The organism is Methylocystis sp. WRRC1, assembly GCF_020733155.1.
GTDB lineage: Bacteria > Pseudomonadota > Alphaproteobacteria > Rhizobiales > Beijerinckiaceae > Methylocystis.
This window is the reverse complement of sequence record NZ_JAJFZJ010000001.1, coordinates 2,074,599-2,088,315: the sequence shown is the minus strand read 5'-3', so window position 1 is coordinate 2,088,315 and position 13,717 is coordinate 2,074,599. Positions and strand designations below refer to the sequence as shown.

Annotated in this window: 9 protein-coding genes; 8 read left to right on the top strand and 1 reads right to left on the bottom strand. The window is 62.4% G+C overall.

Annotated elements, in window-relative coordinates:
- Window positions 1-185 precede the first annotated feature (185 nt).
- Window positions 186-2,252: an alkaline phosphatase family protein gene (locus tag LG047_RS10090; protein ID WP_227966521.1), complete on the bottom strand. Its 2,067-nt coding sequence runs from the start codon at window positions 2,250-2,252 to the stop codon at window positions 186-188.
- Window positions 2,253-2,416: 164 nt separating this feature from the next.
- Between LG047_RS10090 and LG047_RS10085 the strand changes: the two genes are divergently transcribed.
- The 8 genes from LG047_RS10085 (at window position 2,417) to LG047_RS10050 (ending at window position 13,697) form a co-directional block, all read left to right on the top strand.
- On the top strand, window positions 2,417-2,830 hold the full coding sequence (locus LG047_RS10085) for a hypothetical protein (protein ID WP_227966520.1): 414 nt from the start codon (window positions 2,417-2,419) through the stop codon (window positions 2,828-2,830).
- A gap of 343 nt (window positions 2,831-3,173) precedes the next feature.
- Entirely contained in the window at window positions 3,174-4,187 is a 1,014-nt protein-coding gene (locus tag LG047_RS10080) for a metalloregulator ArsR/SmtB family transcription factor (protein WP_227966519.1), read from the top strand.
- The gene (gene metF, locus LG047_RS10075) at window positions 4,187-5,086 is read left to right on the top strand and encodes a methylenetetrahydrofolate reductase [NAD(P)H] (RefSeq protein ID WP_227966518.1); all 900 of its coding nucleotides are present in this window, start codon (window positions 4,187-4,189) and stop codon (window positions 5,084-5,086) included. Before LG047_RS10080 ends, metF begins: the two co-directional genes overlap by 1 nt.
- A complete protein-coding gene (gene metH, locus LG047_RS10070) occupies window positions 5,083-8,805 on the top strand; it encodes a methionine synthase (RefSeq protein ID WP_227966517.1) in 3,723 nt (1,240 codons plus the stop codon). Before metF ends, metH begins: the two co-directional genes overlap by 4 nt.
- 382 nt (window positions 8,806-9,187) lie before the next feature.
- Entirely contained in the window at window positions 9,188-10,954 is a 1,767-nt protein-coding gene (locus LG047_RS10065; protein ID WP_227966516.1) for a pilus assembly protein, read from the top strand.
- Window positions 10,955-10,977: 23 nt separating this feature from the next.
- Entirely contained in the window at window positions 10,978-11,142 is a 165-nt protein-coding gene (locus tag LG047_RS10060; protein ID WP_227966515.1) for a hypothetical protein, read from the top strand.
- A gap of 274 nt (window positions 11,143-11,416) precedes the next feature.
- Window positions 11,417-13,504, top strand: a complete 2,088-nt coding sequence (locus LG047_RS10055) for a carbon starvation CstA family protein (protein WP_036288423.1) — start codon at window positions 11,417-11,419, stop codon at window positions 13,502-13,504.
- Window positions 13,476-13,697, top strand: coding sequence for a YbdD/YjiX family protein (locus tag LG047_RS10050; RefSeq protein ID WP_227966514.1), 222 nt, complete (start codon window positions 13,476-13,478; stop codon window positions 13,695-13,697). The genes LG047_RS10055 and LG047_RS10050 overlap by 29 nt, the downstream gene beginning before the upstream one ends.
- Window positions 13,698-13,717 lie beyond the last annotated feature (20 nt).

Below are 13,717 nucleotides of genomic sequence, written 5' to 3'. Positions count from 1 at the left end.
CCTCGGAGCGACGCGGAAATTCCATGGCGCCGCCCGCCGGGAACTTCACAACCACAGTTTAGGGATTCAAAAGCATCCCCATGCGACGCGAGGCGGAGCATGGCTCTCGCGCCATGATCCGTCTTGCGGCAACCCTCTTCAATTCGGAACAAAACCGGCCAGCCCCTGCGGGTCCATTAGAAAGTTTAATGCTCGGACGCGTGGGGGAAGTCGAACATGTTCATCAAATCGCCGATCGCCGGCTTGTTGGTGGGAAAATAGGGCGCCGAAGGGAGCGCTATCGGATTCGGCAGATTGTCGCGGCTGCGTGACGACAGCGGTTTCAGATTCCAGTTGCGCTCGATGAACTTAACGATCGATGCGTGATCGGAATAAGTATGGTCGACCTTGCCGGTTTTCGCATAGGGGGAAATCGCGATCATCACCGTGCGCGGCCCGTCGCCAAAAAAGTCGATCGGCTGGATATAACCCGAGTCATAGTAGCCTCCCGCTTCGTCGAAGGTGATCAGTATCGCGGTGTTCCGCCAGATCGACTGATTTTTTTGGACAGCGTCGACGACGCGTTTCACGAACGCCTCGAAAAGCGGCGGCGTGGAAGTGCCCGGATGACTGTCGAGGAGCAAGTCGGGTTTGACGAATGAGACCGCAGGCAGGGCGCCGCCGCGCACGTCGCTGAGGAACGAGTTGAAGTCCTTGAGGTTGTTCTTCAGCGGACCGGTCATGATCGAGCGCGAATACTGGAAGCCGTTGCAGATTGCGCAATAGAGCGAGTTCGCGAGCGGCGGATCGGCAGCCCGATTGAAGCCGCCGCCGTAATATTTCCATGAGACCCCTTTTGCGGCGAGGGCGTCGCCGATCGTTGGAATCGTCTGTGGACCGATCGCAAAGGCGGGGCCGGCGGGAAATTCATTGCCGAGGGTGTTCGGGCCGCCGAGGCGGTTGTAGCTCGGATATTCATTATCCACCTGGTAATAGCGGCCGGGCGCGCAGTTGCCGTCATTGAACGCCCGGTATGGCAGCGACCTCAGATATTGCCGGATCGCCTTCACGCCCGGTTGCGTCATATCGGAGCAATTGACGAGCCCGCCGGTGCTGGTGTTGCCCGGGTCGACGGCGCCGGGAGCGGCGTGCGTATAGAAATTATTGCTGCCGGGCCGGGGGTTCGGATTCTCGATCAGCTCCGCTGGAGGCTTCCCCGGATTCCCTTTGCTGTCCGTGAAATAGTAGACGTCGGCGGTCAGGATGGACTGCGAATTCGCTCCCGTCCCGCCCATGATGAACTGATGGTAGTTGTCGTTGATCGCGTATTTGTCGGCGAGCGACCGGAAATAGGGGTAGTCGCCGGCCGCCATGTTGTAAAAGCCCATTGGAACGGAGCCCTGGAATGTGGCCTGGGCGTTGGTCGGCGGTTTTCCGTCCCGAGTGATTTGCCATCCAACGCTCGTCGCGACCCAGACATAGAGATCACCCAAGCATCCGCTGGGATTTTTTCTCGAGATCGCGGAACTGCGACAATCGTTTTGCTGCCACATCTGGAAGAAGCGGTGCACGGGATCGCCGGTGTTGTCGCTGAACTGGGTAGGCGTGATCACCGGTTTGATGAAGGGAGGCGACGGGCAATGATTCAACGTCGAAGCCCCCACGAGTGAATAGGGGGCGTTCGGCAGATGGGTCGGATAACGGCAATCCGGAACCGGATAGGCGTTCAACGTCGGATCATAGAACAGCTGACCGGTTCCTCCTTTCGAAAGCAGGATCTGGTCGAGCGGCAACAGGCCGGTGTCAGTGCAAAACAGCACACCCGAGGGATTTTTGCCGAGCTTCGTGTAGAGCTGCGACAGTAAACAAGGCGAGGCCGGCAACGCGTTGAGCGTGGTGCTGGGTTGCGGCAAGGACGACGGCGCGCCCGTCCGCGGCGGAGCCAGCTGAAAAAAGCTCGTGTCTGTCGCTTGCTGCTGTCGCGCGAGCGCCGCATTGGGCCCCGGCAAACCGGCTCTGTCAACGATCCCCAGGGACAACAGGTTCCAGACTGTCTGCGTCGGATCGGGTGGGACATAGGCGCCGAACACATTGTCGAAGCCCCGATTCTCGCCGACAACGACGATAAGATGTTCGATTGGCGTGCGGGTCGCGCCGTGGCGAGCGGATTCTGCTCCCGATTCCAATGCGCTGCTGCTGTCGAAAGCGGCGATGCACGCCGCCGCAATCGCCCCAAAAATTTTCACAGAACGGCTATTCAGCTGGACCGACATTTCCGTATTCCCATTATTGCTGTAAAAGTTTCTGGAATTTTTGAGATTTTGCCGCATGCGCCGCGAATATTAAGTGTCGGCGACACGTATCATGGAATGCGACTCTCTGCCGAGTCAACTAGCCATGCCGCTATCCGCTATGCCCGGCGTTGATCGATCAGACCATGATCGAGTCCAGCATGACGCCGCCCGCCATATTCGACCGACTTCGGCCCGATCAAGCCATCTGTGATCAGGATGAGGCGCCGGATGCCAAACAGCCGGAAAATGCAGCGTGGAAGGCATCCCGCGTAATAACGTTCGATTTGCAAAAACTATCGAACCGGACGAACGCCAAAAAGATTCACCCGGCCCGGTGCTGCGTCCAGCAAAACGTAGAACGCTCCGGCCAAAGTGGCGTGAAAAAAGTGAAGGCCCCGTCGCCTGAGGCGCACGGGGCCGATTTGCTTCCTCTAGGGAAACGTATCTGGGATTTTTCCAGCTTCACATGGGTCGCCCGCTACTTGGCCTTCGTGGCGGGCTGTCCTCAGTCATGGAGAGAATATTTGAGCGGTTCGGAATTTGTCAGGCAGCGCTGAGCCTGGCTTTCCGACTTGACCGGAACCAAACGCCGGTCAAACGATCTGACCCGGTGGCGTCATGCTCCTCTCGCAACATCGTTGCTTCGGCCTCGCCGGTGACAGGGGAGTCCAACGGCGGTTCCTGATATCGCGTCCGCATCGAGGTCCCGCCCGAGCGGCCCTGCCTTCGGTCTCCAACCGGGGGAGGCAGGTGCGATATAACAAAAGGATGAACCCGCTTTCGATTCTGGTCAAGTGACAAGTTGAAGCAGGCGCGCCCAATTCGTGAGCACGAATTTTGTCGCTTGCGCGAGTATTGATCAACGCATATAGATATCTTTATGTCTCATGTGAGGATTGAATGATCGGCCCCAACACCACCTTAAGGCTGGAGCCGGCGATTGCGGCGCTCAACGCCGCCGGCGAAGAGACGCGACTGCGCCTGCTCGCGCTTCTTGCGCAGTCGGAGCTCACTGTCAGCGAAGTCGTCACGATCCTCGGCCAGTCGCAGCCGCGCGTGTCGCGCCATCTCAAGCTCCTTGTCGAGGCCGGCCTCGTCGAGCGCCGTCGCGAGGGGGCCTGGGCGTTTTTCCGGCTCTCCCCGGCCGGCGGAGCCGGCGCGCTCGCCCGCGACATCGTCGCCTGGCTCGACCAGCATGATTCGATCCTTTCCGAGGATCAGGCGCGTCTCGCCGAGGTGCGCCACGCCCGCGCTGAAAACGCGGCCCGATATTTCGCCGCCCACGCCGCCGAATGGGACGACATCCGCTCCCTGCATGTGCCGGAGGCGCTGGTCGAGGAGGCGATGCGGGACGCCGTCGGCGACAGGCCCGTCCGCTGCGTCGTCGATCTCGGCGCCGGGGCGGGCCGCATGCTCGAGCTTTTTGCCCCGCTCGCCGAGCGCGCCATCGGCGTCGATCTCTCCTCGGCCATGCTCGCCGTCGCGCGCGGGCGGCTCGAGGAAACCGGCCTGCGCAATGTTCAGCTGCGCCAGGGCGACATCTATGCGCTGCCCATCGAGCGCAATTCGGTCGATCTCGCGATCATGCATCAGGTGCTGCATTATCTCGACGATCCCGCGCGCGCGCTGCGCGAGGCGGCGCGCGTGCTCGCGCCCGGCGGCCGACTGCTCGTCGTCGACTTCGCGCCTCACAACGAGGAAGCGCTGCGCGACAAGCACGCCCATCGCCGCCTCGGCTTTTCGGAGAGCGAGATCGTCGGGCTTCTTCGCCAGGCGGGGCTGGAGACGATTCTCCACCGCGAGCTCGCGCCGGACGCGAAGGAGGGCGCCAAGCTCACCGTGTCTCTCTGGCTCGCGCGCGACCCGCGCGTCATTACCGATCCCGTTCCTGCTTCTTCCTACGAGACCGCCTGATGTTCAACGCGCTCCATCCCACCGCGACCCGGGGTCGCTTCAACATCTCCTATGAATTCTTCCCGCCGAAGACGCCGGAGATGGAGGCGCAGCTCTGGGAGACCGTGAAGCGGCTCGCCGCGCTCAATCCGCATTTCGTCTCCGTCACCTATGGCGCCGGCGGCTCGACGCGCGAGCGCACCCATCACATCGTCACGCGCATCGCCCGCGAGACGCAGATGAAGCCCGCCGCGCATCTGACCTGCGTCTCCTCCTCGAAGGAAGAGACGGATGAAATCCTGCGCGGCTATTGGGACGCGGGCGTCCGTCACATCGTCGCCCTGCGCGGCGATCCGCCGACGGGCGTCGGCACGAAATTCGAGGCGAACCCCAATGGCTACGCCTCGTCTTCCGATCTCGTGCGCGGTATTCGCCGCCTGCATGATTTCGAGATTTCAGTTTCGACCTATCCCGAAGGTCATCCAGAAAGCGCCTCTATCGAGCAGGATCTCGACGCGCTGGAGTCGAAGATCGACGCGGGGGCGACGCGCGCCATCACGCAATTCTTCTTCGACAACGACATCTACTTCAGGTTTCTCGACAGGGCGCGCGCGCGGGGAATCACGATTCCCATCGTCCCCGGCATCATGCCGATCCGCAATTTCCGGCAGGTTGCCGGCTTTGCGCAAAAGGCCGGCGCGAGCGTGCCGCGTTGGGTCGCCGAGCGTTTCGAGGGTCTCGACGAGGATCCAGAAACACGCGCGCTCGTCGCGGCGACCACCGCGGTCGAGCAGGTGATGGGCCTCGCCCGCGCCGGCGTCAATGAATTCCACTTTTACACCAACAACCGCGCAGATCTCGTTTTCGCCATTTGCCATCTGCTCGGCGTTCGTCCCGTTCGCGAGAAAGTAGACGCATGACCTTCGACAAAGCTTACGGACCCAGGATTCTCAAGGCGCTCGAAGAAGCGGCGTCGAGCCGCATCCTCATCCTCGACGGCGCCATGGGCACGATGATCCAGCGCCACAAATTCGAGGAAAGCGATTTCCGCGGCGAGCGCTTCAGGGATCACCCGAAGGATCTGCGCGGCAACAATGATCTCCTGATCCTCACGCAGCCCGAGGCGATCAAGGCGATCCATATCCAGTATCTCGAGGCCGGCGCCGACATCATCGAGACCAACACCTTCTCCTCGACGACGATCGCGCAGGCCGACTATGGCCTCGAGCATCTCGCCTTCGAGCTCAATCGCGAAGGCGCAAGGCTCGCGCGCGCGGCGGCCGATGAAGTCGCGGCGAAGACCGGCGTGCGCCGCTTCGTCGCCGGATCGATGGGTCCGACGAACCGCACCGCCTCCATTTCGCCGGACGTGTCGAATCCCGGCTTCCGCGCCGTCACTTTCGACGAGCTGCGCGCCGCCTATAAGGAAGCCGCGCTCGGTCTCATCGACGGCGGCGCCGACATCATGCTCGTCGAGACGATCTTCGACACGCTGAACGCCAAGGCGGCGATCTATGCGCTCGAAGACGCCTTCGACGAAGTCGGCACGCGCTTTCCCATCATGATCTCCGGCACGATCACCGATCTCTCGGGCCGCACGCTGTCGGGCCAGACCTCGATCGCCTTCTGGAATTCGCTCGCCCACGCCAAGCCGTTTTCGATTGGCTTCAACTGCGCGCTCGGCGCCCGCGAGATGCGTCAGCATATTGCGGAGATCGGCCGAATCGCCGATACGCGCGTCTGCGCCTTCCCGAACGCCGGCCTGCCGAATGAATTCGGGCTCTATGACGAGAGCCCCGAATATATGGCGGAGCTCGTCGGCGAATTCGCCTCGGCCGGGCTCGTCAATATTCTCGGCGGCTGCTGCGGCACGACGCCCGATCACATCGGCGCCATCGCGCAGAAGGTAAAGGGCATGAAGCCGCGCGTCGTGCCGAAGATCGAGCCGATGCTGCGCCTCTCCGGCCTCGAGCCCTTCGCGCTGACGAAGGACATTCCCTTCGTCAATGTCGGCGAACGCACGAACGTTACGGGCTCGGCCAAGTTCCGCAAGCTCATCACCAATGGCGATTACACGGCGGCGCTCGACGTCGCGCGCGATCAGGTCGCCAATGGCGCGCAGGTCATCGACGTCAACATGGACGAGGGCCTGCTCGATTCGCAGCAGGCGATGATCGATTTCCTCAATCTGCTCGCCGCCGAGCCCGACATCGCCCGCGTGCCGGTGATGGTCGACTCGTCCAAGTTCGAGGTGATCGAGGCGGGCCTGAAATGCCTGCAGGGCAAGGGCGTCGTCAACTCTATCTCGCTGAAGGAAGGCGAGGAGAAGTTCATTCAAGAGGCCCAGAAGGTCCGCCGCTACGGCGCCGCTGTCGTCGTCATGGCCTTCGATGAAACAGGCCAGGCCGATACGCTCGCCCGCAAGACGGAGATCTGCGCGCGCGCCTACAAGATACTCACTGAACAGGTCGGCTTCCCGCCGCAGGACATCATCTTCGACCCGAACATTTTCGCGGTGGCGACGGGCATCGAGGAGCATGAGAATTACGGCGTCGATTTCATCGAGGCCGCGCGCGTCATCAAGCGCGAACTGCCCTACGCCCATGTCTCGGGCGGCGTATCGAACCTCTCCTTCTCCTTCCGCGGCAACGAGCCCGTGCGCGAGGCGATGCACTCCGTGTTTCTCTACCACGCCATTCAGGCGGGCATGGACATGGGCATCGTCAACGCCGGCCAGCTCGCGGTTTATGCGGAGATCGATCCCGAGCTGCGCGAACTTTGCGAAGACGTGGTGCTGAACCGCCGCAAGGACGCGACCGAGCGACTCGTCGAGGCTGCGGAGAAATTCAAGGGCGGCGGCGCGAAAACCCAGGAGAAGGACGCCGCGTGGCGCGAGCACAGCGTCGAGAAGCGTCTCGAATACGCGCTGGTGAATGGCGTCACGGATTATATCGAGGCGGATGTGGAAGAGGCGCGTCAGCGCTCGTCGCGTCCGCTCGACGTGATCGAAGGTCCGCTGATGGACGGCATGAATGTCGTCGGCGACCTCTTCGGACAGGGCAAGATGTTCCTGCCGCAGGTCGTGAAGTCCGCTCGCGTGATGAAGCAGGCCGTGGCCTATCTCATGCCGTTCATGGAGGCCGACAAGAGCGAGCGCTCCACCGCCGGCAAGATCCTGCTCGCCACGGTGAAGGGCGACGTTCACGACATCGGCAAGAACATCGTCGGGGTCGTTCTCGGCTGCAACAATTTCGAGGTGATCGACCTCGGCGTCATGACGCCGGCGGCGAAGATTCTCGAAACCGCGAAGAAGGAGAAGGTCGACCTCATCGGCCTCTCGGGCCTCATCACGCCCTCGCTCGACGAGATGTGCTTCGTCGCCGCCGAGCTCGAGCGCGAGGGGCTCGATATGCCGCTGCTCATCGGCGGGGCGACGACGAGCCGCGTGCACACCGCGGTGAAGATCAACCCGAATTATCGTCGCGGGCAGGCTGTTTATGTCACCGACGCGAGCCGCGCGGTCGGCGTGGCGCAGGCGCTCGTCTCCGAAAAGACGCGCGGCGACTATATCGCCGAGACGCGCGCGGAATATGAGCGCGTCGCGGAAGCGCATGCGCGCGCGCAGGCCGAGAAGCAACGCGTCACGCTCGCGCAGGCGCGGGCCAATCACTACAGGATCGATTGGTCCGCTTTCGAGCCGGCGAAGCCGAGCTTCTTCGGCGCGCGCGCATTCGCGAGCTATGACGTTGGGGAGCTCGTTCCCTATATCGACTGGACGCCCTTCTTCCAGACATGGGAGTTCAAGGGCCGCTATCCTGCGCTGCTCGACGATCCCGAGCGCGGCGAAGCGGCGCGCCAGCTTTATGACGACGCGCAGGCGATGCTGAAGCGCATCGTCGACGAGCGCTGGTTCACGCCGAAAGCGGTCATCGGCTTCTGGCCGGCGAACGCCGTCGGCGACGACATTGCGCTTTACAACGGCGAGTCCCGCAACGAGGAAATCGCGACTTTCTTCACGCTGCGCCAGCAGCTCGGCAAGCGCGACGGCAAGGCGAATATCGCGCTTGCCGATTTCGTCGCGCCGAAGGAGAGCGGCAAGGGCGATTATGTCGGCGCCTTCGTCGTCACCGCCGGCGCGGAGGAGGAGAAGATTTCCGCACGCTACGCCCGCGCCAATGACGACTATGGTTCGATCATGGTGAAGGCGCTCGCGGACCGCATCGCGGAGGCTTTCGCCGAGCGCATGCACGAGCGCGTGCGGCGCGAGTTCTGGGGCTATGCGAAAGAGGAAGCCTTGGCGCCGAATGAACTCATCAACGAGCCTTACGCCGGCATTCGTCCCGCGCCGGGCTATCCGGCGCAACCCGATCATACGGAAAAGGAGACGCTGTTCCGGCTGCTCGACGTCGAGAAGCGCACGGGCGTGAAGCTCACCGAGAGTTTCGCCATGACCCCGGCGGCGTCGGTCAGCGGGCTCTATCTCGCGAATCCTAAGGCGCATTATTTCGGCGTCGCCAAGGTCGAGCGCGATCAGGTCGAGGATTACGCGCGGCGCAAGGGCATGGCCGTTTCGGAAGTGGAGCGCTGGTTGGCGCCGATCCTTAATTACGAGCCGGCGACTGCAGAAGCCGCCGAGTGACGAAAAACGGCGCCGCGACACGCTCGCGGCGCCGTTCGACCTGCCGAGGACGCGACCGCGCAACTCATACGGTTTATGAATAGTTAGCTGGAAATTGGCGCTCGACAGTGTTCGCGCACGATTATGTGGATTTGTCAGAAGCGCAGCGATTCAAGGCGCTTATCGATCCATTCAATGAATTGTTAACGAAGCGCCGCCGGCCACGCTTCTAAAAGAACTCTTAAAATATTCGTCGAATCGCGCGCAATTCGTACACAGGCCGCATACGCTGTCGACAGTCGTCGATTCCAATTGCTCCGCTTTCGCCTTTAACTCCCTCCATGAACTTTGAGCGCGTTCATGAGGAACACGCCATTTCAGGAATGGACTGTTGGGGGTTAGGATGATTACCGACGCGCATTCGCAAAAGCCGCAGCAGAAGAAATCATTTGGCGCCGACGAGTCCGGCAATGTCGGCATGGTTTTCGGCCTCGGCCTCGTCCCCGTCATGTTCATGCTCGGCGCCACGGCGGATTACACGCGTTACGCCACGACGCGGTCGGCCTTGCGGCAAGCCACCGACGTGGCGGTGCTGACAGTCGCCTCGAAGCTGACCGCGACCACGACCGACGCGCAGGCGAAGGCCCAGGCGCAGGTCATTCTAAACGCGCAACCCCGCATGTCGACGGCGAGTATCACGACCGCCTCCATCGCGACCACGAAGCAGACGTTCTGCGCGACCTCGGAGGTCACGATCCAGAATTCCTTCATGCAGATGGCGCGCGTAACGTCGCTGACGCCGAGCGTGACGTCCTGCGCCGATCTCGCCTGGGGTGCCAATCCGAACGCGACATATGAAGTCGCGCTCGTCGTCGACAATTCGGGCTCGATGTTGTCGAGCGACGGCAGCGTGACGAAAATTTCCGCATTGAAGACCGCCGCCAAGAGCTTCGTCGATACGATGTTCGCCAAGGCGCCCGACCGCGTGCAATTCTCGGTCACGCCTTTCGCCGGCGCGGTCGTCGCGGTCGATCCGACGGTCGCGGCCAATCGCACGCTGCCCTGGATCGACACAGAGGGCGACAATTCGCAGCACTGGCTCGTCTTCGGCAATGGCAGCCTGACGCCGTCGACGGCCAAGGCCGCCGCGGCCGCGCAGGGCTTCAACAACCGTTTCGACATTTTCAACAAGCTCAAGCAACGCAACAGCGCCATGGATTGGCGCGGCTGCTTCGAGGCGCCCGCCTATCCGAAAAATGTGCAGGACATCGTCGTGTCGTCGAGCGATCCGGAGACGCAATTCGTGCCCTATCTCGCGCCGGACGAGCCGAGCGGCTACGACAACAATAATTATATCGACGACAATGGCGGCGTCACGACCAAAACCTATTACGGTTCGACGACGACCTACACCTGCTCCGACACCGCCAGCGGCGACTGGAGCAAGCTGACGCATGTCTGCAAATACAAGCCGACTGCGACGAAGAGCGGCAATTATGGTCCGACGAGCTTCTTTGGGCCGAACGCCTTCTGCCCCGACCACACGACCCAGAAACTGCTGCAACTGACCACGTCGCAGACGACGATCAAGAACAAGATCGACCAGCTGGTGGCGAACGGCAACACCAATCTGCATGAGGGCTTCATGTGGGGATGGCGCACCATCTCGCCGAATGGACCTTTCGCCGCGGGCCGTCCCTACGCCACGTCCAACAACCGCAAGGTCATGGTGTTCATGACCGACGGCTTCAACAACTGGAGCGCCTATCCCAACACCGTCGTCGGCTCTGACTACGAGGCGCTCGGCTATTACACATACAACGGCCAAAGAAATCCGAGACTGCCCGATGGTTCCGCCGGCGATCGCGTCGATTACCAGAACGCGCTGAAGGCGGCGAGGAACTCGAGTTCGAGCTATCTCGCGACGGCTCGCGACGCCCAGGATGAACTTACGCTGCAAGCCTGCACGAACGCCAAGAACGCCGGCGTCGAAGTCTTCACCATCGGCTTCTCGACCTCGACGGACCCGATCGACGCGCAGGGCCTCGAATTGCTGAAAAGCTGTGCGACGAATGTCGATCACTATTTCGCGGTCGAAAACGCCAATCAGCTCAACGCGGCCTTCTCCTCGATCGGAATCGGCCTCGGCAAGCTGCGCCTCTCTCAGTAATCAATGCAACCGGAGTAACGCCCATGAAAAAATTTCTGCTGCTGTCCCTGTTTCTCGCCGCCTTCGCCGCCCCCGGCGCCCCGGCTTTCGCCGACGATCACTACTGGGATAATGGCGACGGAAACAACGAATACAACGCCCCCGTCGATGAAGGCAGCGACGGCCATTCGGGCAGCGAAGCCCAGTAGTATGGCGGTCGGCGCCTGATGGCTCTCGTCTCCGGTTGATTCTTGAATACACGGGACGGCGAGAGAGCAATGGCGGCCTGATTGAAAAGCAACCTTGCATTTCGGAAACGGCGCGCCTCCTTCGCGGGGCGCGCCGCATCTTTTTTGGCTCTCGTCGCAGTTGAAGCAAAAGCAGCGCTCTCTTAATGTGACAGCTCGCCAAGCCGTCGCCGCCCGCGAAGATCGCGTCTTTGCTGGATTTTCGGCGATTTTGCACGATCGCCGGGGCCTATGCATGACGCGCCTTGATTCCGTCCGCCGCCACTCACCCGTTTCGCTCGCCGCCTGGGCGGCTGTCTTTGCGCTGGCGCTTTACGCGCTCTACACGCTCGCCACCGTGCGCGGCGAACCCGTCAACGCCATGTGGCTCGTCACGGCGGCGATCGGCGTCTACGCCATCGGCTATCGTTTCTATTCGCGTTTCATCGCCGACACGGTGCTCGGGCTCGACCCCGCGCGGCGCACGCCCGCGCATCGGCGCAACGACGGTCTCGATTATGTGCCGACCGACAAATGGGTTCTGTTCGGCCATCATTTCGCGGCCATCGCCGGCGCCGGCCCGCTCGTCGGCCCCGTGCTCGCGGCGCAGATGGGCTATCTTCCGGGAACGCTGTGGCTGCTGACCGGCGTCATCTTCGCGGGAGCGGTGCAGGACTTTCTCGTTCTCTTCATTTCGACGCGCCGAGACGGGCGCTCGCTCGGCGATTTGATCAAGACCGAGATGGGGCCGATTCCCGGCGTCGTCGCCATGATCGGCATTCTGTCGATAATGATCATTCTGCTCGCGGTGCTCGCGCTCGTCGTCGTCAAGGCGCTCGCCGACAGCCCCTGGGGCGCCTTCACCGTTTTCGCGACGCTTCCCATCGCCGTCTTCATGGGCGTCTATGGCCGCTACATCCGTCCGCATCGCATCGGCGAAATGTCGATCATCGGCTTCGCGCTGCTGCTCCTGAGCATCGCCTTTGGCCGCACGGTCGCGGAGAGCGCGACGCTCGCGCCCCTGTTTACGTATCGGGGCGAGACGCTCGCCTTCATGCTCATCGGCTATGGATTCGTCGCTTCCGTTCTTCCGGTATGGCTGCTGCTTGCGCCGCGCGACTATCTGTCGACATTCCTCAAGATCGGCACGATCATGTCGCTCGCGCTCGGCATTTTCATCGTCTGGCCCGATTTGCGGATGCCGCCTGTGAGCCGCTTCATCGATGGCACGGGTCCCGTATTCGCCGGCAGCGTCTTCCCCTTCCTTTTCATCACCATCGCCTGCGGCGCAGTGTCGGGTTTTCACGCGCTCGTTTCTTCCGGCACGACGCCGAAGATGATCGCCGACGAGACGCAGACGCGCTTCATCGGCTATGGCGCGATGCTGATGGAGAGCTTCGTCGCCGTTATGGCGCTGATCGCCGCGAGCGTGCTGGAGCCCGGCGTCTATTTCGCCATGAACAGCGCGCCCGCCGTCATCGGCGCGACGCCAGAGGCCGCGGCTGCGGCGATCTCCTCATGGGGCTTTGCGGTTTCGCCGGAAACATTGTCGGGCGTTGCGGCGGAAGTCGGCGAGAAAACGATTCTCTCGCGCACCGGCGGCGCGCCGACGCTCGCCGTCGGCATGGCGCATATTCTCTCCAAGGTCGTCGGCGGCTCGACGGCCATGTCCTTCTGGTATCATTTCGCGATCCTGTTCGAGGCGCTGTTCATCCTCACCACGATCGACGCCGGCACGCGCGTCGCGCGCTTCATGATTCAGGATCTCGTCGGAACTTTCATTCCGTCCTTCCGTCACACCCAGGCGTGGACGCCCAATCTCGTCGCGACAGGCGTCGCCGTCACCGGCTGGGGCTATTTCCTTTATCAGGGCGTCATCGATCCATTGGGCGGCATCAACACGCTCTGGCCGCTCTTCGGCATCGCCAATCAGATGCTCGCAGCCATCGCTCTGACGCTCTGCGTCGTCGTGCTGTTCCGCATGAAGCGCGAACGCTACGCCTTCGTCGCCATCGTCCCGGCGACATGGCTCTACATCTGCACCATGACGGCGGGGCTGGAGAAAATCTTCCACGACGATCCGCGCATCGGCTTCCTCGCTCACGCAAGGAAATTCGCCGCGGCGGCGGACAAGGAGCAGCTGCTCGCGCCGGCGAAGACGCTTTCCGAAATGCAGCGCGTGATCTTCAACGACTACATCGACGCCAGTCTCTGCGCGATCTACATCGCGCTCGTGCTCGCCATGCTCGGCTTCGCGCTCGCCGCCATTCGCCACGCCCGCGCCTGCGACGTCGTCACCACCCGGGAGACGGAAGATGAAATGTTGCAGCCTGCCCGGGCTTGATCTCGCGCGGCTCGCCGGAAAGCTGCGCGACGGCGCGCGGCTGATGGTGGGGCAGGGCGACTATGACGCCTATGTCGCCCATGTCCGCGCGCGCCACGACGGCCAGCCGGCCATGACGCGCGAGGAGTTTTTCCGCGCGCGGGAAAATGCGCGTTTCGGCGTGGGCGGAGAACGCGCGTTCCGGTGCTGCTGACGGATCGTCGTCGCGCACGC